Below are 24,410 nucleotides of genomic sequence, written 5' to 3'. Positions count from 1 at the left end.
GGCTTCCCTCCGGCGAGAACTCGTCACCAGGAAAGCTAGGGATCGGTTTCTTACCGGCTCAAGGCTCTGTCCGTATGTGGCCACCGGCCCGGGTGCTACAGAACCTGTCCTTGATCCCATGCAGGTGCGGCGTTGTGCCTGGTCACCTCTCGTGAGTGCGCACGCGAGTTAGAACACCGTTACGCACTCACGACCGGTGACCTGCGCAAATGGTTCGCCCTGGTCCGCTCCAGCAGGTTCGAGGACGCTCTCAGTACTTGAGCGCGTCCCGCGCGGCGGCGAGTGCCTGCCGCGCGTAGCCGCCGCCGAACACCGCCGCGTGCATCAGCAGCGGGAAGAGCTGATGCAGTCCGGTCCGGTCCCGCCAGCCCGGGGACAGCGGCGCACCCGCGTCCGTGGCCGCTTCGGCGTAGGCACCCAGGATGCGGTCCAGCAGCGGCGTGCCGAACAGCCGCAGCATGGCGAGGTCGGTCTCCCGGTGCCCGCCGTGCGCGGCGGGATCGATCAGCCACGCGCGCCCGTCCTGTGCCCAGTGCACGTTGCCGCTCCACGCGTCGCCGTGCAGCCGGGCCGGTGGTTCGGGCGCGCCCGCCAGCTCGGGCAACCGCGCGCACACCTCGTCGAACACCGCCGCCTGCCCGGTGGTGAGCAGGCCGCTGTCGGTACAGGTGCGGACGTAGGGCTCGATGCGGTGCCGGGCGTAGAAGTCCGGCCAGTTGTCGTGCCGCTCGTTGCGCATCGGCGCGAGCCCCATCCACGCGTCCACCGGGCCGCCGGGCGGCGGGGCGCCGAACGCGGGCGCACCGCGCAGGTGCAGTGCCGCCAGGCCACGGCCGAACGCCTCGGCGGCGCGCTCGCCGGGCGCACCCGGTGCCACGTAGTCGATGACCAGCCACTCGTGGTCGTACCCGTGCACGGCGGGCAGCGGCACGTCGCCGTACTCGGCGAGCCAGCCGAGCCCGGCCGCCTCCGCGCGTGCCGCGCCCTCGCCCGCTCCGCGCTTGGCGACCACCTGCCCGCCGCCGGACAGGCTGACGAGCAGCGCCTCGCCGCCGATGCGGTAGCCGTGCGCGGCCTTCGCGCCGACGTGCTTCTCGACCGCTCGCAGTGCCTCTTCGGTGTTCATCGGTGCCGGTGTACCCAGTCGAGCAGGCCCGGTACCGCGCGCTCGATCATGCCGAGCACGTCGGCGAACCCGTCGCCGTCGCCGTAGTAGGGGTCCGGCACCTCGGCGTCCGGGGGCGCGGACGGGTCGAACGAGCGCAGCAGGCGGACGCGGTCCGGGTCGTCGACCAGCTTCCGCAGTGCGCGCAGGTGGCCGGTGTCGGCGGCCAGCAGGAGATCGGCGTCCAGGTGCTCGGTGCCGACCTGCGCCGCCACGTGCCCGGCGTCGTAGCCGTGCCGCTCCAGCGTGGAGCTGGCTCGCGCGTCGGCGGGTTCGCCCACGTGCCAGGGGCCGGTGCCCGCGCTGCTCACCCGGACCTCGTCCGCCAGCCCGGCCCGGTGCAGGTGCTCGCGGAAGACGGTGGCCGCCATCGGGGAGCGGCAGATGTTGCCCGAGCAGACGAACACGACGCTGAGCGGCCTTCCGTTGCCGGCCGTCTGGGGAGTGTTCTGGTCAGCCATGCCGCCAGTCTCTCGCATCGGCTGGGCCCGGCCCCTCGTGAGTGCGCACGCGAGTTAGAACAGTGTTACGCACTCACGAGCCGGCCGGCGCCTCCGCAGGGCCGTCGCGGGCACCCGTGGGAGGATCGGGCCATGCCCGCGACAGTGTCCGACGTGATCACCGCGCTCGACGCGGCCTACCCTCGTGAGCTCGCCGAATCGTGGGACGCGGTGGGCCTGGTGTGCGGCGATCCCGGCGAGCCCGCCGGGCGGGTGCTGGTGTGTGTCGACCCGGTCGAGGACACCGTGGCCGAAGCCGCCGAGCTCGGCGCGCAGCTGATCGTCGCGCACCACCCGCTGCTGCTGCGTGGCGTGCACGGGGTGCCTGCCGATACAGCGAAGGGCCGCCTCGTGCACCGGCTCATCCGGTCGGGTATCGCGCTGTTCTGCGCGCACACCAACGCCGACGCCGCCGCGCCCGGCGTCTCCGACGCGCTCGCCGAGGCGATCGGCCTGACCGTGCTGCGCCCGCTCGCGCCGCACCCCGGCGGGGACACCGGCATCGGCCGGATCGGCGAGCTGGCCGAGCCGGAGCCGTTCGGCGATTTCGTCCGTCGGGTCGCCGGTGCGCTGCCGCGGACGCGGCCCGGTGTCTACGGTGCCGGCGACGAGGACCGTCCGATCAGGACGGTCGCCGTGTCCGGCGGGGCGGGCGACAGCTACCTCGGTGCCGCGACCGAGGCCGGGGTCGACGCCTACGTCACCGCGGACCTGCGGCACCACCCCGCGGGGGAGCATCTGGAACGGCTCGGGCCCGTCCCGGCGCTGGTGGGTGTCACGCACTGGGCCAGCGAGTGGCCGTGGTGCGGGCAAGCGGCGTCCGTCGTGCGGGAGGCGGGTAACGTCGACGTTCACGTCTCCACGCGGTGCACCGATCCGTGGAACATTCGAGGATAGGAGCGGCTCCAGTGAAGGCAGATCCCGCCGTCCAGCGTCAGTTGCTCGATCTCGCCAAGATCGACGCCGAGCTCTCCCGGGTGGCGCACCAGCGCCGCAACCTGCCCGAGCTGGCCGAGATCGCGGAGGCGGAGCGGACTCTGCGGGACCGCCGGGACGCCCTGGTGTCCATGCAGACCGCGATCTCCGACCTCGACCGCGAGGTGGCGCGGCAGGAGCGCGAGGTCGAATCGGTGCGGGCCCGCGAGGAGAAGGACCGCAAGTTGATGGAGTCCGGGTCGGTGTCGGCCAAGCAGCTGACCGACCTCGAACACGAGCTCGCGACGCTGGAGCGCAGGCAGCGCGCGCTGGAGGACGACCTGCTGGAGATGATGGAGCGCAAGGAGGCGTCCGAGCTGGACGCCGCGCGCACCGGCGCCGAGGTGGACAAGGCCGAGCAGGACATGGCGCACGCCGCCAAGCGGCGCGACGAGGCGCTCGCCGACCTCGATGGCACCCAGTCCCGGCGGGAGGCCGACCGCGCCGCGCTCCTGCCGCGCCTCCCGGAGGACGTGCTCGCGCTGTACGAGCGGGTGCGGGCGCAGAAGAACATCGGTGCCGCGCTGTTGCGCTCCCGTCGCTGCGGGGCCTGCCAGCTCGAGCTCGACCGCAGCACGATCGCCGAGATCAAGGCGACCCCCGAGGACGAGGTCGTTCGGTGCGACAACTGCGGCGCCATTCTCGTGCGGACTCTGGAGTCGGGTCTGTGACCGAGCATGTGATCGTCGAGGCGGACGGCGGGTCGCGGGGCAACCCCGGCCCGGCCGGATACGGCGCGGTGGTGAAGGACGCGGCGACCGGCCGGGTGCTGGCCGAGCGCCGTGCGGGACTCGGCGTCACCACGAACAACGTCGCCGAGTACCGCGGCCTCATCGCCGGGCTGGAGGCCGCCGCCGAGGCTGGCGCGTCCACTGTGGATGCCCGGCTGGACTCGAAGCTGGTCGTCGAGCAGATGTCCGGCCGGTGGAAGATCAAGAACGCGGTGCTGCAACCGCTCGCGCTGCGGGCGCGCGACCTCGCCGCGGGCTTCGAGCGCATCCGTTACGAGTGGATCCCCCGCGCGCAGAACGCGCACGCTGACCGGCTGGCGAACGAGGCGATGGACACCCAGGCGGGTGCCGAGGAGGAGGAGCCGGAACCCGCGCCCCGGCGGGAGACCGCGTCGCCGGCCGGCTGGTCCGGTGCGACCGGAACCCCGACGCGGCTGTTGCTGCTGCGGCACGGGCAGACCGACATGTCGGTGGACCGGCGCTACTCGGGGCGTGGCGACGTGGCGCTGACCGAGCACGGCCGGTGGCAGGCGGAGGCCGCGGCGAAGCGGCTGGCTGCGATGGACGGCCTGGTCACCGCCGGTGCGGCGGTGCCGATCGTCGCCTCGCCGCTGACGAGGACGAGGCAGACCGCGGAGGCGGTGGCCGACGCGCTCGGCGGGCAGGTGCGCACCAGCCCCGGGCTGCTGGAGACCGACTTCGGCGAGTGGGAGGGGCTCACGTTCGCGGAGGCCGCCGCCCGCGATCCCGAGGTGCACCGGTCGTGGCTGGGGGACAGTTCGGTACGGCCGCCGGGCGGGGAGAGCTTCGACGAGGTCCACCGCCGTGTGCGCGAGGCACGGGACGAGTTGTTCGCCGCCCACGGCGGCGAGACCGTCCTCGTGATCAGCCACGTCACGCCGATCAAGTCGCTGCTGCGGATGGGACTCGCCGCCGGTCCGTCGCTGCTGTTCCGGCTGCACCTCGACCTGGCCTCGCTGTCGATCGTGGACTTCTACCCCGACGGCAACGCCTCGGTGCGCCTGGTGAACGACATCTCGCACCTCGGCTGACCCTGGGCCGCGCACGTCGGCGGGACCGGCCGGTATCCTGGGCAGAGGTGGACGAGTTGGCAGGGCGACCGCGACGCGGCATCCGCGAGGAGGCCGTATCGAGGAAAGTCCGGACTCCACAGGGCAGGGTGGTTGTTAACGGCAACCCGGGGTGACCCGCGGGAAAGTGCCACAGAAAACAGACCGCCTGGCCGCATCGGCCAGGTAAGGGTGAAACGGTGGTGTAAGAGACCACCAGCGTCCCGGGTGACCGGGGCGGCTCGGTAAACCCCACCCGGAGCAAGGCCAAGAGGGAGCCGAGGCTCCTGCGCAGGCGTTCGAGGGCTGCCCGTCCGATGCCTGCGGGTAGGCCGCTGGAGCCTGCCGGCGACGGCAGGCCGAGATGGATGGCCGCCCACCGCGGCACCGTGGTGCCGCGGGGACAGAATCCGGCTTACATGCCAGCTCGTCCACCGCCCCCTTCCGGACCTCCCTCCGTGGGGGCGATATCGCTCCTGACCTGCGGAGTTACATCTCGGTAGTTCTCCGGGTTTCTCGTCGCCGCTCGACCTCTGACGGCCTGAGACGGCCTGGCGCGGTCTGACCACACTGCCGCCTCCGTTTCGACACACAGCCACCCACGCGGCCGGTGAGGCCGTGTCAAGGGTCGTAGATCGCGTCAGCGACGCGGTAGCGCTCTTGACGCGGTGTCACCGGCCGTTGTCACGATCGGGTGTCGGAGTGGAGGCGCTCCGTAACGTGTCGTTCGGCATGCGCGACCATGCCATTACGACGTTCAATGAGGAGGCTGGCCTTGCTCTGCCCGGATCTGCGCGCCGTCGTCGCGCGGCGCCACCAGCACCGTGCGCGGGCTGCGCCGCCCGGTCGGCGGGCGGAGCGGAGCGGGAGCCCGCCGTGCCGGGATGGATGCGGCCCCGTACGTCAGGCGAGGGGTGGGAGCGCGCCGCCAACGGCGGCGTGCCTTGATCCCATAGAGCCAAGTTCCGCAACGGTTTGTTGGGCAGGCACGTGCTACTCCGCATACAGTGCTGTACCGGCACGGACGGACTTGATAAGACTATTGGTCGCTATAACCGGGTGGGGAGGATGGACAGCGTGGCGCTCGATTTCATGGAGCGGCAAGCCGTGCGGTTTCTGATCAAAATGCGGCTGTCTGACCTACACGGAAATTCCTTCGAAAGCTTTTTTCATGAGCTAATGTGTCTGCGAGATCCCAGTTTTCTGGATGTGCGTACGGCCGGGAGTCTCGGAGACCAAGGCAGTGACGGCATGTTGCTTTACGGCAATAAGCTGTACGCTTGTTATGCCCCGGAAACGTATGACGCGAAAAAGCTTGTGGAAAAGTTCGAAGACGATCTCGCCAAAGCTTGCTCGAAACGGCAAGATCAGTTTAACACATTTGTTTTCGTGCATAACGACCAACGTGGCATGCATCCTGCGGTTTCAAAGTGCCTGGCAGATGCAAGAAACCGTCTTAGTGGTCTGAAATTTGAGCAATTCGGTCAGAAGCACTTCAGAAATGAAGTCTGTAAACTGGATCGCGCCGAGGTCGAGGATCTTCTTGGTACGCAACTGCCGGTTCGAGAGTTGACGTATGGCGTCGCGCTCGAGGAGCTGGAACCACTTTTGGACCATTTGCGTTCTCAAAGGCTTCGCGTTGAAAATCCAGATGATATTTTGGCTGTATCCGGGCGGAAGCTGGATTTTAACGAGTTCAGCGATGACGTAAAAGATGATCTACGCCGGATGATGGTCCGCAGCAACGAAATCGAAGCATACTACGCGGGACGAGTTGATATCACGGAGCGAGACGAAGTTGCCCGAGGATTTCACGAAGAGTTTGTACGACTACGCGGCGAGTTTGACGATCCAGACGACGTGCTGTGGCAGTTGGAACTCTATGTTCTCGGCAATGCCTCGGCGCCGTTAAATCGCCGTAGAGCAGTTATGGCGATATTAGCATATTTCTTTGAAACGTGTGACATCTTTGACAACGTGCCACCGGAATTGAATGGCTCGCGAGGTAGCGTTAAGGAGTCGGCATGATTGCTCCCACAAAGGGGATTGCGCCGCAGCGCGCCTTGCTGTCTGTAGGAGGGCAAATAGCAAAGTGTCTTGACTCTCCTGTCACTGTAAGTCAGGCGTGGAATCGTTTCTTGAAATGGCGTGAGGAAAATGACCATCGTGCCCCTATTCCGTTTTGGTGGTTCGCTCTTGCGTTAGATACGTTATTTAGTCTTGGAGTTATCGATTTCGATGGTGAACTTCTAACCGTTAGGAGTGTCGATGCTTCGGCATCTTCGCGCAAATGACGAGAGGTTCAAAAGCGTCAATTTCAAAGAGGGTTTGAACCTTATCGTCGCGGATACTACGGGCGATTCTGCTGATACTGACACTCGAAACGGCGCAGGCAAGTCATCTTTGGTTGAAGTTCTACACTTCTTGCTTGGTGCTAGGTTTGAGAGGCGCAGGTCGTTTCTTGGCAAAGAGGCCTTGCGGGAATTCAGCTTCGAGTTGGAGTTCGACTGGTCGTCTCTGGCTGAGCAGAACTTGCACGTTTATCGATCGCTGAGTAAACCGTCAGAGATATACATTGACCCCGACATAACAACCAGTCTTGTTAACACTGAGGAACCTAGGAAGTTATCGCTCGCTGAATGGCAATACCTTCTCGAGGAAGAGTTCTTCGCTCTTCCGGAGAACCATAACGGCGTGAGTGGACGGGCGATGCTCTCGCTATACATGCGGCGAATCGGATCCAGTGCGTTTAACGAGGCAATTCGAACTTCACCGCAGCAGACATTGGCTGAAGCTAGCACGAACCTCGCGTACCTGCTGGGGTTGGATTGGCAACTTGCCAGTAGGTATCGTGATCTAGCAGCGCGAGAATCGACTAGGCGGCAACTTGCTTCGGCGGCGAAGGACCCTGTTTGGGGACGAATTGTCGGTCGGTCGAGCGAGTTGCGTGGACAGATCAGTGACGTGCAACAGCGAGTAAATGAGCTGGCACGTCAGATTGCTGATTTTCGGGTCGTGCCTGAGTATGAGCGGCTTCAAGCGCGCGCGGATGAGATAAACCAACAAATTCGCCTGATGCGCAATGAAGATATCGTAGATAGACGAAATCTGCTCGACTTCGACGCTGCCATGGAGGACGTTTCGGACCCACAAATCGACTATCTCGAGGAAGTGTACGCGGACCTGGGTGTAAGTCTTCCCGGCGCGGTCATACGTCGCTACGAAGAAGTTCGTGAATTTCACACGTCCGTAGTTAGGAACCGCCGGTCGTACTTGGAGGCGGAAGCGGCGGCTATTCGTGAACGTTTGGCAGCCCGCGAGGCCGAAAGGGCCTCGCTTGGTGAGGAACAGGCTGGGTTACTCCAAACGCTCAATGAGGGTGGAGCTCTGGACGCGTTAACGGCTTTGCAACAGGCCTTTGCGAGGGAGCAAGCGCTCCTCGAGTCTCTTCGAAACCGATTCGAGGCAGCAAGAACCTTGGAGGCGAGCGCATCAGAGATTAGAGCCGATCGTGCGCAAGTCGAATCGCAGATGCGCGCTGACTTGGTCGAGCGAGACAGCATAATCGACGAGATTAGTGTTCGCTTTAGGGAGTATGCCGTACGGTTGTACGGGCCTGGCAGGTCAGCCTATTTGGAAATTGAACCGACGAGTTCGGCATTGAGAGTTGTTCCCCATATCGACAGTCAAGATAGCCGTGGTATCGGCAATATGGTGATGTTTTGCTTCGATCTTACTGTCGCTGTGACGGCCAAGCGGGGCGGTCGCGGTCCCGATTTCCTGGTGCATGACAGCCACCTATTTGATGGAGTCGATGAGCGACAGGTTGCACGGGCGCTTGAGTTGGCTCGCGAAGTGGTGGACTTTGAAGGAATGCAGTACATAGCGACGATAAACTCGGATGATTTGGCGAAGGCTGGAGCGAAGGGAGTCGAGTTGCAAGATTCCGTGATTTCGCCGCGACTTACAGACGTTTACGAAGACGGCGGACTATTTGGATTCAGGTTCTCGTAGATCGGTGCTCCGCAAACGTCTTTGAGCTGACTCGTTAACGCGTAATTGGTGCCAATTGTCTCGCGAGACGTGAGTTCATAGGGTTGGCCATGGGCATCAGTTACGAGTGCTGCAGATTCTTGGGCGGTTAGTACTCCGGCTGCCATGTCCCAGGGTTTGTTGCTGAGGATGACGCAGGCGTCGGTGCGGCCGTGGGCGACCCAGGCTAGGTCGAGGGAGGCGGCGCCGAACATGCGGACGCGCTCGACGTTCTCGGCCAGGGCGCGGGTGACAGCGAAGCGGCGTTCGTTCTTTTCGGCCGCCGCGGGGCCGGTGGCGTAGTCACCGATGGACACGATAGCGCGGCTGAGGTCGGTCGTTTCGCTGGCGTGGATGCGCTCGCCATTGCAGTAGGCGCCGCCGCCTTTGACGGCGTGGTAGTGCAGGTCGAGGAATGGGGCGATGATGACGCCGACGACCGGCTCTCCGCGGTGCACGAGGGCGAGTGAGGTGGCGCAGAGGGGGATGCCGTGGGCGAAGTTGGAGGTGCCGTCGATGGGGTCGAGCGCCCATACGTAGTCGGTGCTTTCATCGATGGTGCCACCGCCTTCTTCTTCGCCGAGGAAGTCGATATCGGGGGTGGCGCGGGCGAGGTGGTCGCGGATCTGGTGCTGGATGCGCACGTCGAGTTCGGTGACGTAGTCGCGGTCGCCTTTGGCCTGGACGGTGCCGGGGGCTTGGGTGGTCATGAGTTTGGCGCCGATGGCGGCGGCGTCCTGGGCGGTGGCGAGGAGGGTGTCCAGGTCTTTCACGTGGTGATCTCCTTGCTGCGTGCCCACATGGATTCCAGGACCTGGGCGAAGGTGTCGTACAGGCCGGGTGCGCCGGGCTGCTTCTCGGCCACGAGGGTGGGGGACTCGACCCCGCGCGCGTCGGGCAGGTAGGGCTGGATGACGCAGGTGGTGTCGTCGATGACGGTGATGTTGAACCGGACCGGCTCGTCGTAGACCCGGATGCGCAGGTTCTCGCGCGCCTCGGGTGAGAGCTTGCCCTGCAACCGCTGCAACGTCTGGATGTTCAGCGTGGTGAGGGTGGAGAGGACCCCCTCGGGGTGGGACTCCTCCTGCTCGCGCTCCTTGATGTAGCGGCCGTTCGGGTCGAGGAACAGGCATTCGACCACGGTGCCGGTTTCCAGCAGGTCGAGTAGGGCCTTGTCGGGGTAGCTCTGGCACAGCAGGTTGAGCGAGAGGCCGACCATGCTGATTTTCTCGGCGTGGTCGAACAGCTTGTGTGGCGGGATCTCGTGGGAGAAGGCGGGCCGGCTGGGGAACACGGCGGTCACGTCGGCCATGCCCTGCGGGCTGGGTAGCGCGGGTTTCGCGGCGGCCGGGGTGGTGTCCTTGGTGGGTGGCTCGGGGACGAACTCGATACCGCCCGTGTGTTCCTGAAAGAGCTGATCGGCGGTCCAGCCGGGGAACATCGCTTCCAGGATGCGGCAGTGATGGGCGTAGGGCAGACCTTGTAGGTCACGGGCGAGCCAGCGGTAGAACTGCGCCTTGCTCGGCCAGCTCCCGACCAGCTCGCTGTCCATTTGTTTGGCCAGTTTGTCGTATTCCTTGCAGAACGCGCGGTGCCCTTGCAGGTGCCGCTGCCGTAGCAGCACCTTCAGCACGATCGGCTTGTCCGCCATCGCTGTGTCTCCCCCGGTTGTGGTCGGTCGCGCGACGACCCTACCACCGAGACGAGACACAGACGAGACTCGATGAGTGCGGGAAGTTTTAGATGCGACACGCACGGTGTCGTGACGGGACCGCCATCCGGCCGACAGTGGGGGTGTGCCGCCGACAGAGGGCGGACCCACGAAACGGAAACTATAGGAAAGGGTTACGACGCGATGGCGATCCCCAAGGGGTACCGATTCCCGATCGAGTTCGATGACGCGTTCCCGCAGGGCCTGGTGATGGTCGGCGAGGTGTCGCCTGACACGGAGTATCAGTCGCGCGAGGACAAGGCGATGGGCAAGCCCGCGCGGCAGCGGGTGGATGAGACCACCGGCAAGCGGCAGTGGAAGGTGGCGGTCACCGACCCGAGCCAGACCAACGCCAAGCGCGCCTCGTATGAGGTAACGCTGTTGGCCGATGTGCAGCCGGTGCCCACCACGACGGAGGCGCTGCCGGGGATGCGGCCGATCGAGCTGGAGGGCCTGACGGCCGAGCCGAGGGTGGCCGGGAACGGCGAGTTCAAGTACCAGTCCTACGTCTTCCGCGCGACCGGGTTCAAGACACCGGCGTCCAGCGGTGGGCGTTCGGGCCAGTCCGGCAAGTCGTCCGGTGCGGCGGCTCCGGCCGAGTCCACGGCCAAGGCCGCATGACGGCTCGGCGCGTGGAGATGTAGCGATGGTGACCAAAAAGCAGGTCCGGGCGTGGGAAGAGGCTTACCGCCACTACGGCGCGACCTCGGACCTGGTTGCCCGCACGAGGGAGGTGGACGCGGCGACGGCTCAGGACATGGCTTCGGCCTCCTGGGCCGTCGCGGCCGCCTGGCGCAGCATCGCCGGTAACCGCGACCTGCCGTGGTGGATGCTGGCCGGTCTGGAATCGGCCGCCCAAGCCTTCGAGGAACAGGCCCGCGACTGGCAGGCCCGCTCGGCTGCCCGCAACTGCGGTGTCTCCTCGGTTCGGCCGCCCGACCGGGCAGGCATCCGGCGACGCGGATGACAACCCCTCACACACACGAAAGGAGGTGACACGGTGAATGAGGACAGGTGGCGGCTCGCCCGGCAAGCCCGCACGTTGATGCAGGCCCACGAGGCACTGACCGCGCTGCGACCTGGCGAGGCCGATCCGGTGGCGGCGTGGCGGGAGTACTACCAGCGCAGTTCGCGGGTGTACGCCGAGATCGCGGAAATCGACCGGGGCCACCACCACGAGGCGCTGTACTGGGCCGGTCGGGAGCGACGCAAAGCCGAAGCACTGACCCAACGGAAATAGCCCTACACGCCCGAAAAACAACAATCCACTGTAGAGAAAACGCAAGCTGGGTCGTGCGGCGATGAAGCACGTCCTGTTGCGGTGATCTGTGTTCGTAAGGCGCAGAAGCGGTTCCTTGGCTACCAACCTTTTGCCGCTTCTGCGCTGTCCACACCAGACGGAGTAGACATTGGTAACGATAGACAACGAGAAGCCTTCGGTGTCAACCGGGGTCACCCGGATGCGCTGTGGCACCTGTCAACGTTTCGCCCGGCTGGCGCCCGGGGATCGCGAGTGCGCGGCTTGCGCCGGTCGCCTGCCCCTGGACGTCCCGACGGTTGCGCGGGAGCGGGTGCGGGGTGAAGCCCGATGAGCCGTGCCTACCGTTCGGGCTGGATTGATCCGGCCCCACTGGAAGTCGCCCGCCCCCGGCTGCCGTGGTGGACGCTGCTGCCGGGCTGGGTCAAGGCGATCCTGTCCCCGTTCTTGCTGGTGTTCGTGGTGTGCTGGCTGCTGGTGCAGCTCGGCCGCATCCTGTCGCGGTATCCGCTGACGCTGGCCGTGGCGGCGCTGGTCGGCTGGTGCTACGGCGCGTTCGGTCCGTGGCCGTTAGCGTTCACCGCGCTCGGCGTGGCCGTGGCGCTGGGGTTGTGGTGGTGGCTGCACCGCGACACGTTCCGCCGCTTCGTCGTGCCGCAGGCGCGCACGGAGTACCGGCGGTTCTCTGTCTATGCGTGTCAGTGGCGCACGGTGATGCGGCTGTCAGACCTGACGAAGACCTCGCGGGGTAAGGAGTACCGGCCGAAGCTGGGCCGGGTGCGCTCGGAGGGCTGGCGTGACCGGGTCCGGGTGCGGATGGTGAAGGGCCAGGCCCCGGAGCAGTGGGAGCTGCATGCCTCCGGCCTCGCCCACTCGTTCAAGGCGCAGTCCTGCCGCGTGCGGGTCCGCAAACCGGGCCGCCTGGAACTGGATCTGGTGCACCGGGACCCGCTCGTCGGCGCGATCAGCGTGCCTGCGTTGACCGAGGACGCCGAGTCCGTGGACCTCAGGCGGATCACCGTGGGCCGCACGGAGACCGGGAAGCCGTGGCGGCTGCGGCTGCTGGGCACCCACCTGCTGACCGTCGGTGTGTCGGGTGCGGGGAAGGGCTCGCTGCTGTGGTCGGTGATCTGGGCGCTGGCACCGCTGATCCGCACCGGCCGGGTCCAGCTCTGTGGGATTGATCCGAAGGGCGGGATGGAGCTCGGGCAGGCCCCGGAGGTGTTTCACCGGGTGGTGTTCGACAACGGCCCCGATGCCGTCGCGCTGCTGGAAGAGATCGCCGAGACCGTCAAGGAGCGGGCCACCAGTTACCGGGGGCGGTTGCGTGCATGGCATCCGGGCACGGGTGATCCGTTCCTGCTGCTGGTGATCGATGAGCTGGCCGACGTGATCGCCTACCAGACCGACAAGCAGCTTCGGGAGCGCGCGGCGAGGGCGGTGCAGGCGATCACCAGCCAGGGCCGGGCACCTGGGGTGTGCGTGCTCGGGTTGGTGCAGGACCCGCGCAAGGAGGTCGTCGCTTTCCGGCACCTGTTCTCCACCCGCATCGCCATGCGGCTGGATGAGAAGGCGCAGGTGGACATGGTCCTCGGCGACGGCGTCCGCGAACGCGGAGCCACCGCGCACGAGATCAACGAACACACCCCCGGTGTCGCGTGGGCCAAGGAGGAGGGCCGCCGGGAGCCGTTCCGGGCTCGCGCGTTCCACGTCACCGACACCGACCTCGACACCCTGGTCGGCTACGTCACCGGCGTTCCCGTCCAGCGCGCGGAAGTCCTGAGCTTCCCGGACCGAAGCCGTGACGAGCGGAATGGGGGTGCGGTGGCGTGAGAACCAGCGATGAGCTGATCGTCTACCTGGACACGATCCGGACGCACCTGATCGCGCACCGGCTCCCGGCCCCGGTGGGGGTGTCGGCGGCGGTGTGGAAGGGCTGCGTCCAAGTACAGCTCGCGGGCCTCGACCTCCCCGAACTCGCCGGGGAACTCGTGGCGTGGGCGCGCACCCTCCACGGCCCCACGGCCGAGATCGTCCGCACCTCAGACGGCAAGCGGGTCCTGCTCACGGTGGTGGGTCGGCTGGCCTCCGGGCTGGTGGTGCACGCCTGGGGCGCAGTGCGGTTCGACGCGGTGACGTTTCCGGACCTGCCGATTGCCGTGGAGCAGGAGGTGGCGGTGGCGGCGCTGCACGGCTGGGCGGCGTCAAAGGGGGTGGCGGCCTGATGACCGACAAGACCACGCGGGCACAGCGGATGCGGACCCCGATGGCGAATGACGTCGTTCAGGTCACCGCCGAGAAACACGGCGTGTGCGTGCGGCCGTTCACGATGGAGGTCGGCGATCCGGACACCGGTGAACTCCGCTACGTCGCCGTGCCCTGCGGCTCCACCGTCGACAGCGTCTGCCTCCCGTGCGCGAAGAAGGCGAAGGCGCTGCGGATGGCGCAGTGCCGCGAGGGCTGGCACCTGAGCGAGGAACCCGACTTCACCCCCGAACCCCCGAGCGAGCAGCAGACCCAACTGTGCGAGTACCGCGCGGACCTCATCCGCTCCTACCGCCAGGCCGAGACCGAGGGGCGGCCCTGTGACGCGGAGGAGCTGCGGGAGGAGATCCGGGGCGTGGACGAGGAGCTGCGGGCGCTGGGGATGCGGGGTCGGCTGCCCTCGCCGGAGCTGCCCACGAACAAGCCGGCCAAGCGCTCCACCCGGCGGCGGCAGGACGCCCCGAACCTGCCCCGTCGCAAGGTCGCCAAGACCACGGTGGGCCGGGAGTACGCGGGGAGGTTCCGGCCGTCGATGTTCGTCACCCTGACCCTGGACACCTACGGCCGGGTCCGCGACGACGGCACCCCGGTCGATCCCGATGCCTATGACTATCGGCGGGCGGCGCGGGATGCGGTGCACTTCTCGGCGCTGGTGGATCGGTGGTGGCAGAACCTGCGCCGCGTCGTCGGCTGGGACGTGCAGTACTTCGCCACCGTCGAACCCCAGCGCCGGACGGCCCCGCACCTGCACACCGCGATCCGGGGCTCGGTGCCGCACGAGGTCATCCGCCAGGTCACTGCAGCCACCTATCACCAGGTGTGGTGGCCGCACCATGACCGGCTCGTCTACGACGGCGAGCGGCTGCCCGTCTGGGACGCGCGCACGAAGGGTTTCGTGGACCCGGACACCCGGGAGCCGCTGACTGAGTGGCATGACGCCGTCGAGCAGGTCGAGGAACCCGCGCACGTGGTGACCTTCGGGCGGCAGGTGCACTCCAAGGGCATCCTCGGCGGCACCGAAGAGGCCGGGCGGCACATCGGCTACCTGACCAAGTACCTCACCAAAGCCACCGGCGACGTCATCGAAGCGGCCAGTCATCGGCAGCGGGAGCACCACGACCGCCTCCACGCCGAGTTGGCGATCACGCCGTGCTCGACCCGGTGCGCGGTGTGGCTGCTCTACGGCATCCAGCCGTTGGGTGTCACCTCGAAGACCACCCCGGGGCACTGCAAAGGCCGCGCCCATCGCCGCACGACATTGGGACTACCGGGGCGGCGGGTGCTCGTGTCCCGGAAGTGGTCCGGGAAGTCGCTGGCTGATCACAAGGCGGACCGCAAGGCGTTTGTGCGGGACATGCTCGCCGCCGTCGGCATCGAGAAACCGGAGCAGGACGCCTCCCGGCTGATCTGGCGCAAGGTCGCGCCCGGCGACCAGCACGTCCCACCCCGGACGCACCTGCTCATGCGGGCGATCGCGGAACGCATCTCCTGGCGGGCCGAGTACGACCGGGCACTACTCGCCGCACAGGGACCACCGGGCAACGGGCCGGAAACTTCGGCAATTCGGCAGGCGGCCTGAACGAAGGGGGAGCGATGGGCCAGGTGCGGGATATGCGTCGGTTGTGGTCGGTCGAGGAGGTCTCGGACTACCTCGGGATTCCGGTCAAGACGCTCTACCAGTGGAAATGGCGTGGCGAAGGCCCGCCCGTACGCAAGATCGGCCGCCACCTCCGCTACGACCCGGACGCCGTGCGGCGCTGGGTGGCGGATCGGGCCGCCTGAACTCTTCGGCAACTCGGGAACTGGGAGAAGTCTGGCAATGGGGCACGTTCAAGACCGTTGGTACCGGAAGGCGGTCGATTCGGGCACGGGCAAGGTGGTCCGTGTCAAGACGAGCCTGCACGGCACGGGGATGCGCTACAAGGTCCGCTACGTCGATCCGGACGGCAAGGAGCGGTCGAAGGCGTTCCCGGACAAGTGTCGTAGGCAGGCCGAGGACTTCCTGCGCGAGGTCGAGGGCGACCTGCGGAGCGGGAACTATGTCGATCCGGACGCGGGCAAGGAGCGGTTCCGGGTGTTCGCCGCGCGGTGGCTGGAGGGGCAGACCTTCGAGGAGACGAGTCGGCAGGCGACGGAGGTCCGGCTCAACTCGATGATCTACCCGTACTTCGGTGACTGGCCGATCGGCTCCATTCGGCCGACCGACGTTCGCGGCTGGCTGCGGTGGATGCAGCAGGCGAAGAAGTCGCAGGGCTATCAGGCGGTGTGCTTCGCGCACCTGTCGGCGATCTTCACGGCGGCGGTGGATGACCGGTTGATCACATCGAACCCGTGCCATGCGCGTTCGGTCACGCGGCCGAAGGTCGGTCAGCGCAAGATCGTGCCCTGGACGCGGGCGGTGGTGAAGAAGGTCCGGCTGGCGTTGCCCGACCGCTACAAGATCATCGTGCCGGTCGGCGCGGGCTGCGGGCTGCGGCAGGGCGAGGTGTTCGGCCTCGGCGTGGACGCGATCGACCGTGAGGAGATGGTGCTGCGGGTCGTCCGCCAGGTCCGCGAGGTGCGGGGCACGCTCGTCTTCGCGCTGCCCAAACGGGGCAAGACCCGCGAGGTTCCGCTCTCGCATGGGCTGCTGCGCCTCCTCGACGACCACATGCAGCGGTTCCCGCCGGTCGCGGTCACGCTGCCGTGGGGCGATCCCGACGGGGAGCCGACCACGGTCGAGCTGGTGGTGACCTCGGCCCAAGGGCGGCCGGTGAACCGGCGGAGCTTCGGGGAGCGGACCTGGCACAAGGCGCGGGAGGGGGCGGGCATCGTCAACGCCACGCGCGAGGACGGCATGCACGCGCTGCGGCACCACTACGCGTCGGTGCTGCTGGACGCGGGCGAGTCGATCAAGGCGCTGTCGGAGTATCTCGGGCACACCGATCCCGGCTTCACGCTGCGGACCTACACGCACCTGATGCCGTCCAGCGCGGAGCGGACGCGGCGGGCGATCGACCGGGAGTGGGGTGGCGGCGAGGACGGCCCGGCGGCCACTGGCGGCCTGGAGACGGCCTGATGACGGCCTGGAACCGGAAAACGGCTGGTCAAGGCGGGTTTCTCGCGAGAATCCGGCTTACATGCCAGCTCGTCCACCACCCGGTCGACCTCGGCGAGCACCTGGTCGCGTGCGGACGTACGCACGCCGTGAGCACCCGGTCGGCAGTGGCCGCCCGTTCTCCCGCACACGCGGACGGGACGAGCGGCCAGTATCGCGGCGACCGGGGAACGGTCGTCGACGTCCCACCGGACCTGCGTCCCGGCTCCGTGTGGGTCGCCCTGCGGTACGCGGCATCCACCTGGTGCCGGCCGGCCGGTAGCGGCGCGGATTTACCGGCCGCCGCCGTACCACTCGATAGGGTCACCGCTCATGGACAACGAAGAAGCTCGCACCGTCGCCGCGCGCTGCCACCGGGCGCTCGAATCGCTGCACTCCATGATCTACTTCGTCCCCGAGACCGAGCGGTCGCTCACCGCTCTCGGACTCGACCGCGGGCGCATGTGCTACTTCGCCGGCCGGGCCGCGCCGCTCGGCGCGGTGAGCTCCGGCGTCGTCGCCGCCACGTTCTACAACTTCAGCCCCGAGCTGATCGCCAGGCACGTGCCACGCGCATGGACGCTGGCGGCACCGGAGCGCATCCTGGACGCCCGTTTCGAGGCCGCCGAGGCGGCGCTGCGCCGCCTGCTCGGGGACGAGGCCGTCGCATCGGACTCGCTGGCCGAGCTCGCCGAGCTCACTCGCGAGGCGGCGCTGGCCTGCATCCCGGAGGGCCGCCCTCTCTACGCCGCGCACGCCGCGCTCGACTGGCCCGCCGAGCCGGTCCTCGTGCTGTGGCACGCGGTGACGCTGCTGCGCGAGTTCCGCGGTGACGGCCACATCGCCGTGCTGGTGAACCACGGGTTCGACGGCCTGCCCGCGCTCGTCGCGCACACCGCGACCGGGCAGGGCTTCGTCGAGGAGATGGCGAGGAGGACGCGGGGCTGGACCGGCGAGCAGTGGGCGGCGGCCGTCGAGGGCCTGCGCGAGCGGGGCACCCTCGATGCCTCGGGCGCGCTCACCGAACAGGGCAAACGGGAGCGGGAGCGCATCGAGGACGAGACGAACGCCGCGGCTGCGGGCCCATGGCAACGGCTGGGCGCGGCGAAGGCCGCCCGCGTGCGGGAGCTCGGGAAGGAGTTCAGCCGGGCGGCGGTCGCCGCGGGCGCGTTCCCGGCCGGGGTGTTCGCCGGAGCCAAGTAGCAGCGTCGCCTCGTGAGTGCGCAGACGAGTTAGAACTCGTGTACGCACTCACGAGGGGTGCTGGCGGCAAAAACCCCACAACGGGGGAACGGTTACCCAACGTGTATGATTCACGGGGCCATGATGAACGCGTCGTGACCGCAATCGCTCCTTCGGCTGAGCTTCACTGGCGCGGGTCGTCCCGGCCACGGTCACTGCGTGGATGTCAAGGATGACTCCGAACGGGGCATGGTTCACTGTTATCGCCATCGTCGACGGGTGAGACCCCGCACCCACGGTGAGAAGGATCAACGCATGTGAGTGAGTCCGTGCGCACACTAGGAAATACGGGTGGGCAGGGTTAATCCTGGAGGCCGTAACGGCGATGATGGAAGGCGGGACGAGTTTCAGTGAAACTTGCCTTGCAGTGGGCCGGGCGGACACGTCCGTGGCGGCGCGAGACCTTTGACCGCCACATGTCGTGACGCCATGATGTTATTCGAACACGGCAAGTGCTGGAACCTCCGCGGAGCGCACACCGGTGCGTCCCGCACCACGCTCCGCGCACTCGGGAGTATGCGATGACCACGATGACGCTTGCGGCACTGGCGCAAGGCGAGCTCAACACGGGCAATGTCCGTACCTGGTTGCTCGACAACATTGTTCCGCTGGTACTGCTCGCCGTCGCGCTGCTGCTGCTCTGGCTGGGCGGCGGCAAGGGCGACAACGCCGGCGTGATGCGCAGGCTGGCAGGCGTGGTGATCGCACTGGCGATCATCGGCCTCGCAGTCAGTGGCCTCGGTGTCGACGTCGGCGAATGGATCGCCGGCTTGTTCACCGGCTGACACAGGAAACGCTGCAGTGCGCATTCGAACCGATGACGAGGTCTACCGGGTCGACGCGGTCTGGCTCGGCCCGCCGAAGGCCACCTTCCCGTGGCGAGCCCGCTACGTGGCCTGGGGCGTCGGCATCCCGATGTTCCTGGTGGTCCTCGGGATCGAGCGCCAGCTCGGCATCGGCTTCGGCTTCTTCTCCACGGCCTGGGCCTTCGTCGCCACGATCGCACTGACCCGCCTCATCACGGCCAAGATCAGCCACGAACGGCCGCTGAGCGCGGTCTTCACCATGTGGGCACGCGAGCTGTACGCACCGCGCGAGCGGACGAACGGAACCGGAGGGGCGGTGAGCGCCAGCAAGATCCGGGTGAGAGCCGAGCGGCCACGGCCGAAAGACCGGCGCGGGCGGCAGTCCCGCACCCCGGCACGAGACAACGCGGTGCCCCCACCGGGGGCCGGTACGAGCACAGCACGAGCGCACCGCCGCCGTTCTCCGGCGTCGGTCGGGAGGTAGTCGTTGTTCGGTCGCGGCCGCAGCCGGCAGACAGAGCCGCCGGCACAGTCGAAGCAGACCGGAGCCAACCGCCAAGGGCGGCGGCTGCCGGGCGAGCAAGCCATCCCCACCTACACCCCCTCCATCGCCGCGCGCAGCATCGACGGCCACCTCCTGCGCACCGGCAACGAGATCTACGCCTGGTACCGGCTCGCGCCGCAGCGCTGGTCGTTCCGGTCGGACTCGCAGCGCCGTGACCTGATCGCCGCCATCGCGGGCCAGTACGCCGAGTTGCAGGGCCGGTGGCTGCACCTGCGCGTGACGACTCGCCCGTACCCGATCCGCATGTGGGCCGAGGCGCACGTGTACAACGCGCACGGCCGGCCCGCCGACGTGCCCGGCGCGCTCACCTTCGACGACTACCTCGTCGGGGAGCAGCAGCAGCTGATGGGCCGCTCCATGGCGGAGAAGGAGGTCTACATCGGCGTGCAGGTGCAGACCCGCCGGGTCGTGGACCGGGCCGTCGAGCGGGCCGCGCCGTTGCTGCGCAAGATCCTGCCCGAGGCGGTCGACGCGGAGCTCAGCGCGCTGGACTCCGAGGTCGAGCACCTGGACCAGGTGATCGGTTCCGCCGGGCTGGAGGGCAGGCCGGTGCTGGCCGAGGAGATGTCCTGGCTGATGCACCGCTCGTGCTCGCTGGGCCTGCCCGCACCGCGCAACCTGCCCGCGGTGCCCGGCGCCGAATGGGAGCCGGAGGACCTGGCGAGCTTCACCGACGCCGCCGACTTCCACTGCGAGCCCTACGCGCCCACCGTGGCCGTCCGCGGGCGGACCGGCTCCAACGCCGGGGTGTCCCGGCACGTCGCGGTGCTCACGATCGGGCAGATGCACGGCCTGCAGATCCCCGAGGTAGACGATCCCTGGGTGCAGCACGCCGATCGGCTGCCCGCGGCGGTGGAGTGGTCGGCGCGCATCTACGTGCGCAGGCCCGAGGAGGTCGCCGGGGAGCTCCAGCGCCAGATGAACAAGGTGCGCTCCCAGGTCAAGCACTACACCGACGAGCACGAGCTGGAGCCCCCGCAGTCGCTGGCCAGGCAGGCCTCACGGGTGCTGGAGATCGACGACGAGATGACGTCCGGCTTCACCGCGCTCGCCACCAGGGTCCGCTCGTGGTGGCGGCTGGCGGTGTCCGGCCCGACCGAGCGGGACGCGTTGCGCCTGGCCCAGCAGATGCTGGACCTCTACAAGCCCAAGGTCGCCGTCGAGCACCCCGAAGCCCAGTACGCGATGGCCAGGGAGTTCATCCCGGGCGAACCGCTGGCCTCCGGGGCCTACGTGCGGCGCGGCTCGGTGGTGTGGGCCGCCTCGTCGGTGCCCACGGCCACCGCGGAGGTCGGTGACCGCCGCGGCATCCTGCTCGGCGAGACCTGCACGGCAACCCGGCGCCCGGTGGCGTGGGACCCGTGGATGGCGCAGGAGATCCGCGACAGCTCGGGGCTCACCGCGATGGTCGCCGGGCTCGGTGGCGGCAAGTCGTTCCTCGGCGGCGGCATCGTTTACAAGACGCTGCGGGCGGGCGCGCACTGGACGATCCTCGACCCCTCCGGCCCGCTGTCCAGGCTGTGCGACCTGCCGGAGGTCCGGCCCTACGCGCGGCTGATCAACCTGCTCAACGCGCAGCCCGGCATCCTCAACCCGTACCGGGTCGTCGCCGAGCCGCAGCTGGAGCATTTCCTCGACGAGGACGACCCCGAGCGTGCGTGGCGCCGCGAACGGGCACTGGCCGGCGCGACCCGGCGGCGGCTGGTGCTCGACGTGCTCAGCGGCGTGCTGCCCTACGACGTTGCCAGGATGGCGCAGACGCGGATCGTGCTGCTGCGCGCCGTGCGGGCCGTCGGCGGCCGGTTCGACGCCCACCCCGGGCAGGTCATAGATGCGCTGCGGCGGGACTCCAGCGAGCACCACGAGCACGCGGTGGTGGTCGCCGACTTCCTCGACGAGCTGCGCGAACGCATGTCGCTGCTCATTCCGGAGGCCGACGCCGACCCGTACTCGGAGAGCCGTGACGACCGGCTGACCGTGCTGACGATGGCCGGGCTGAACCTGCCCAAGGAAGGCGTGGGTCGCGAGCACTGGACCGACGCCGAGGCGCTGGGCGTGGAGATGCTCAACCTGGCCGCGTGGCTCACCCAGCGCTCGGTCTACGAGAAGCCGAAGGAGGAGCGCAAGGGCGTCTGGATCGACGAGGCGTTCTTCCTCTCCGAGGTGCCCACCGGGCGCGTGCTGATGAACCGGTTCGCGCGGGACTCCCGCAAGTGGAACGTCCGGGTGATGCTTTCCTCGCAGATTCCCGCCGACTTCCTGCGGATCCAGGGCTTCGTGGCGCTGCTGGACTCGGTGTTCGTCGGCAGGCTCGACGACGACGAGACGCAGTCCGACGCCCTGCGGCTGCTGAAGGTGCCGGTGGGTGTCGGCTACGAGCAGGTGGTTTCCGCGCTGGGCAGGCGCCCCGCGGGGCAGCGAGGCGGGCTGGAGCGCGACCGCGACCCGCGCCAGTTCATCTTCGCCGACGGCGCGGGCGGTGTGGAGCGCATCCGTGTGGACTTCTCGGGACCGCACCTGGAGCACCTGCGCGCCGTGATGGACACGACGCCGGGCTCGGTGCAGGAGAAGCCGGCGCAGGCGGCCGGTTCCCGGGAGGCCGAGGAGCCGACGCCGTACGTGCCGGAGCCGCCGGAGGAGGACCCCGAGCTCGAGCAGGACTTCGAGCTCGCCGCCGAGCTGGAGGTGGGGCTTACCGAGGAGCAGGTGCTGGACGAGACCGCGAGCTCCGCTCCGGTCAACGGTTCCGAGCCGCAGGAGCGCAACGGCCGGCAGGAGCAGCACGCGGGCGCCGGAAAAAAAGGCACCGGTAGGGACGCGGCATGAGAAGGTCTGGGTGGGTTGCGCCGGTGTGCGGTGGTGTGGGGCGAATGCCTGACACGCGGAGCGTAGCGAGGCCGGGTGACAGGGCATGAGCACCCTGCTGACCGTGCTGGTGCTGTTCGCCGGCGCGTGGGCGTGGCACGCCGCGCGGCGGCGACGACGTGCCCCTCGCGTGCCGGCGCGCGGCCGCACCAGGCTGCGGTCGCTGGTGCTGGTCATCCTGTTCATCGGACTGAACGCGGTCGTCACGGCGCCGCCCGCCGCGGCCGCCGGCTGTGAGGCCCCCAACCCGGAACGCCCCGGTTCGGGCATGGTCGGCGCGATCGACCCGCCCGCCACGCACGGCGAGGACGGCAGCGCCTACCTGGACTACAGCTACGCGGGCGCGGTCTGGCACACCTACGAGACCGACTGCAACGGCGGCCTTTCCGGCCTCTCCGACCCCGACACGACCATCGACACCTGGGCGGGCAACCAGCTGTTCAACGTCGGCAAGAACATCGTCGGCGCCACCAACTCGCTGCACTACACGGTGCTGGAGGGCGGGCTGCTCAACCCGATCTACGACGCCGTGAAGTCCGGTGCGGAGAAGGTCTACAACAACATCTACGCCCAGCTGTTCGGGGTCGTCGCGCTGCTGCTGGCGATCATGATGTTCCGCAACATCTGGCGGGGTGACCTGTCCTCGGTCAGCAAGCGGGCGCTGTTCGCGCTGGCCGGTGTGTGGCTCGCCGCGTCGTCGCTGGCCATCCTGCGCTACTTCGACCCGATCGACAACGCGATCGTGCAGACCACCACCGACATCCAGGCCGGGTTCGTCGACAGCTCGGAAGACCGGATCGTGCGTGAGGTCCTGCCGACCGACCTGCACAACCACGTCGTCTACCAGAACTGGCTGCGCGGCGAGTTCGGCTCGCCGGACTCCCCGCAGGCGAAGGAGTTCGGCAGGCCGCTGCTGGACGCGCAGGCGTTCACCTGGACGCAGATCCGCAACGGCGACGACGCCGACCAGGCTGTCGTGGACGAGAAGAAGGCCGCGTACAAGGAGATCGCCACCCAGCTGGGGCCCGCGACCGGCTACTTCACCGGGGAGGACGGCAGCCGTACCGGCGCCGGTTTCCTCGCGTTCCTGCAGAGCCTCGCGTACTCCCTGTTCCAGCTGTTCGCGAAGGCGGCGGTGCTGCTCGCGCAGGTACTGGTGCGCCTGTTCACCCTCACCGCGCCACTGATCGGCCTGGTCGCGCTGCTGCACCACGACATCCTGCGCCGGGTCGGCAAGGTCGTCGGCGCGGTCGCGTTCAACCTGCTGGTGCTTTCGGTGCTCGCCGGGGTGCACGCGCTGCTGCTGCGGGCCATCTTCGACGCCAGCAGCTCCCTGTCGATGCTGACCCAGATGGTGATGGCCGGACTGGTCACGATCCTGCTGTTCCTCGTCGGCAGACCGGCCCGCCGCCTGTGGCAGATGGTCGAGATGTCGGTCAGCATGGCCGGTGCCGCGGTGCCCTCACCGAGCAGCGGGCTGTTCTCCCGGTTCCGGAAGCGCTCGAACGAGCCGACGCCGCAGGACGAGTTCTGGAAGAGCGTCCGCGACGACGACGAGGCAGCCGGTGGCTGGGAGGCCCGTGGCCACCGCGGCGCCACCGGCGGCGGGCCCCACTACCGGCCGGAGGCCACGGTGCTCGCCAGCTCCCAGCGGTTGGACGGCTCCGCGTCGGGTGCGCATCCGGCCGCGGCGTGGCCGGGATCGGCCCGGCCGGGTCTGCCCGGTGGCGGGCGGGCGGCGCTGCCCGCGGCGGGTGGAGCGGCTGCCGCCGCCTACTCCGGTTACGTGCCGAGCAGGTCCCCGAGCGACTATGTCCAGGCGCCGTCGTCGGCGGCCGCGGTCTCCGGGCCGAGCCGGAGGGTCGACACCGCCCCCGTGGCCGACCGGGGATGGGACCGCGGCGACGATTCCGATCCGCTCGTCGTGCCGTCGCGGATGGCCTCGACCGGTGCGGTCCGGGAGTCCGCGCACGCCTCGCCGGGGCAGCCGATACCGCCGCAGCGCTCCAACCCCGCGCCCGAACCGCGCCGCGCCGAGTCCGAGATGGTGGCGGGCAAGCCGGTGTTCGTGCTGTACCGGCCGTCCCGGGGCTTCGAGGTCCGCGACGACCTCCGCGACACCGACCACGTGGTCGGCAGGAGGTAGCGC

Annotated in this window: 23 protein-coding genes and 1 other RNA gene; 20 read left to right on the top strand and 4 right to left on the bottom strand. The window is 68.3% G+C overall.

The window, feature by feature from the left end; all coding sequences use genetic code 11:
• Positions 1-250: 250 nt before the first annotated feature.
• Together JAP66_RS22860 and JAP66_RS22855 are read right to left on the bottom strand one after the other, a co-directional pair.
• Positions 251-1,126 carry a fructosamine kinase family protein gene (locus tag JAP66_RS22860; RefSeq protein ID WP_199433879.1) on the bottom strand — a complete coding sequence of 292 codons (876 nt, stop codon included), beginning with the start codon at positions 1,124-1,126 and terminating at the stop codon, positions 251-253.
• The gene (locus JAP66_RS22855; RefSeq protein ID WP_199433878.1) at positions 1,123-1,626 is read right to left on the bottom strand and encodes a low molecular weight protein-tyrosine-phosphatase; all 504 of its coding nucleotides are present in this window, start codon (positions 1,624-1,626) and stop codon (positions 1,123-1,125) included. The genes JAP66_RS22860 and JAP66_RS22855 overlap by 4 nt, the downstream gene beginning before the upstream one ends.
• 132 nt (positions 1,627-1,758) lie before the next feature.
• Here JAP66_RS22855 and JAP66_RS22850 point away from each other — a divergent pair, with 132 nt between their 5' ends.
• From JAP66_RS22850 to JAP66_RS22820, 7 genes are all read left to right on the top strand, one after another.
• A complete protein-coding gene (locus JAP66_RS22850; RefSeq protein ID WP_199433877.1) occupies positions 1,759-2,562 on the top strand; it encodes a Nif3-like dinuclear metal center hexameric protein in 804 nt (267 codons plus the stop codon).
• Between the two features lie 11 nt (positions 2,563-2,573).
• Positions 2,574-3,311: a zinc ribbon domain-containing protein gene (locus JAP66_RS22845; RefSeq protein ID WP_199433876.1), complete on the top strand. Its 738-nt coding sequence runs from the start codon at positions 2,574-2,576 to the stop codon at positions 3,309-3,311.
• Positions 3,308-4,423: a bifunctional RNase H/acid phosphatase gene (locus tag JAP66_RS22840; protein ID WP_199433875.1), complete on the top strand. Its 1,116-nt coding sequence runs from the start codon at positions 3,308-3,310 to the stop codon at positions 4,421-4,423. Before JAP66_RS22845 ends, JAP66_RS22840 begins: the two co-directional genes overlap by 4 nt.
• A 52-nt stretch (positions 4,424-4,475) precedes the next feature.
• Positions 4,476-4,875: RNase P RNA component class A (gene rnpB, locus JAP66_RS22835), an RNA gene on the top strand.
• 634 nt (positions 4,876-5,509) lie between these two features.
• The gene (locus JAP66_RS22830) at positions 5,510-6,469 is read left to right on the top strand and encodes an ABC-three component system protein (RefSeq protein ID WP_199433874.1); all 960 of its coding nucleotides are present in this window, start codon (positions 5,510-5,512) and stop codon (positions 6,467-6,469) included.
• Positions 6,466-6,735 carry an ABC-three component system middle component 6 gene (locus tag JAP66_RS22825; RefSeq protein ID WP_199433873.1) on the top strand — a complete coding sequence of 90 codons (270 nt, stop codon included), beginning with the start codon at positions 6,466-6,468 and terminating at the stop codon, positions 6,733-6,735. Before JAP66_RS22830 ends, JAP66_RS22825 begins: the two co-directional genes overlap by 4 nt.
• A complete protein-coding gene (locus tag JAP66_RS22820) occupies positions 6,710-8,455 on the top strand; it encodes an ABC-three component system protein (protein WP_199433872.1) in 1,746 nt (581 codons plus the stop codon). The genes JAP66_RS22825 and JAP66_RS22820 overlap by 26 nt, the downstream gene beginning before the upstream one ends.
• On the opposite strand, the gene JAP66_RS22815 is transcribed toward JAP66_RS22820, so the two are convergent.
• Positions 8,416-9,246, bottom strand: coding sequence for an inositol monophosphatase family protein (locus JAP66_RS22815; RefSeq protein ID WP_199433871.1), 831 nt, complete (start codon positions 9,244-9,246; stop codon positions 8,416-8,418). The genes JAP66_RS22820 and JAP66_RS22815 overlap by 40 nt on opposite strands.
• Complete coding sequence (locus tag JAP66_RS22810) at positions 9,243-10,124, bottom strand: DUF5919 domain-containing protein (RefSeq protein WP_199433870.1); 882 nt, start codon at positions 10,122-10,124, stop codon at positions 9,243-9,245. Before JAP66_RS22810 ends, JAP66_RS22815 begins: the two co-directional genes overlap by 4 nt.
• Before the next feature lie 204 nt (positions 10,125-10,328).
• On the opposite strand from JAP66_RS22810, the gene JAP66_RS22805 reads away from it, so the two are divergent.
• The 13 genes from JAP66_RS22805 (at position 10,329) to JAP66_RS22745 (ending at position 24,407) form a co-directional block, all read left to right on the top strand.
• Positions 10,329-10,805, top strand: a complete 477-nt coding sequence (locus JAP66_RS22805) for a hypothetical protein (RefSeq protein ID WP_199433869.1) — start codon at positions 10,329-10,331, stop codon at positions 10,803-10,805.
• A 25-nt stretch (positions 10,806-10,830) separates the two neighbouring features.
• Positions 10,831-11,151 carry a hypothetical protein gene (locus JAP66_RS22800; protein WP_199433868.1) on the top strand — a complete coding sequence of 107 codons (321 nt, stop codon included), beginning with the start codon at positions 10,831-10,833 and terminating at the stop codon, positions 11,149-11,151.
• A gap of 33 nt (positions 11,152-11,184) precedes the next feature.
• The gene (locus JAP66_RS22795; protein ID WP_307849686.1) at positions 11,185-11,424 is read left to right on the top strand and encodes an AMED_5909 family protein; all 240 of its coding nucleotides are present in this window, start codon (positions 11,185-11,187) and stop codon (positions 11,422-11,424) included.
• Positions 11,425-11,772: 348 nt separating this feature from the next.
• Positions 11,773-13,275, top strand: a complete 1,503-nt coding sequence (locus JAP66_RS22790; RefSeq protein WP_199433867.1) for an FtsK/SpoIIIE domain-containing protein — start codon at positions 11,773-11,775, stop codon at positions 13,273-13,275.
• The gene (locus tag JAP66_RS22785) at positions 13,272-13,667 is read left to right on the top strand and encodes a hypothetical protein (protein ID WP_199433866.1); all 396 of its coding nucleotides are present in this window, start codon (positions 13,272-13,274) and stop codon (positions 13,665-13,667) included. Before JAP66_RS22790 ends, JAP66_RS22785 begins: the two co-directional genes overlap by 4 nt.
• Complete coding sequence (locus JAP66_RS22780) at positions 13,667-15,286, top strand: replication initiator (protein WP_199433865.1); 1,620 nt, start codon at positions 13,667-13,669, stop codon at positions 15,284-15,286. The genes JAP66_RS22785 and JAP66_RS22780 overlap by 1 nt, the downstream gene beginning before the upstream one ends.
• A gap of 32 nt (positions 15,287-15,318) precedes the next feature.
• A complete protein-coding gene (locus tag JAP66_RS22775) occupies positions 15,319-15,489 on the top strand; it encodes a helix-turn-helix transcriptional regulator (RefSeq protein ID WP_199433864.1) in 171 nt (56 codons plus the stop codon).
• A 37-nt stretch (positions 15,490-15,526) separates the two neighbouring features.
• On the top strand, positions 15,527-16,765 hold the full coding sequence (locus tag JAP66_RS22770; RefSeq protein ID WP_199433863.1) for a tyrosine-type recombinase/integrase: 1,239 nt from the start codon (positions 15,527-15,529) through the stop codon (positions 16,763-16,765).
• A gap of 351 nt (positions 16,766-17,116) precedes the next feature.
• Positions 17,117-17,986 (top strand): SCO6745 family protein, encoded by an 870-nt coding sequence (locus tag JAP66_RS22765; RefSeq protein WP_199433862.1) that lies wholly within the window; start codon positions 17,117-17,119, stop codon positions 17,984-17,986.
• A gap of 560 nt (positions 17,987-18,546) precedes the next feature.
• On the top strand, positions 18,547-18,810 hold the full coding sequence (locus JAP66_RS22760) for a hypothetical protein (RefSeq protein ID WP_199433861.1): 264 nt from the start codon (positions 18,547-18,549) through the stop codon (positions 18,808-18,810).
• 16 nt (positions 18,811-18,826) lie between these two features.
• Positions 18,827-19,315, top strand: coding sequence for a hypothetical protein (locus JAP66_RS22755; RefSeq protein ID WP_199433860.1), 489 nt, complete (start codon positions 18,827-18,829; stop codon positions 19,313-19,315).
• A gap of 3 nt (positions 19,316-19,318) precedes the next feature.
• Entirely contained in the window at positions 19,319-22,222 is a 2,904-nt protein-coding gene (locus JAP66_RS22750) for an ATP-binding protein (protein WP_199433859.1), read from the top strand.
• A gap of 85 nt (positions 22,223-22,307) precedes the next feature.
• The gene (locus JAP66_RS22745; RefSeq protein ID WP_199433858.1) at positions 22,308-24,407 is read left to right on the top strand and encodes a magnesium transporter; all 2,100 of its coding nucleotides are present in this window, start codon (positions 22,308-22,310) and stop codon (positions 24,405-24,407) included.
• Positions 24,408-24,410 lie beyond the last annotated feature (3 nt).

The sequence above is a fragment of the Qaidamihabitans albus genome (assembly GCF_016464705.1).
Lineage (GTDB): Bacteria > Actinomycetota > Actinomycetes > Mycobacteriales > Pseudonocardiaceae > Qaidamihabitans > Qaidamihabitans albus.
The sequence above is the reverse complement of the archived record's forward strand: the minus strand, read 5'-3'. Positions and strand labels throughout refer to the sequence as shown.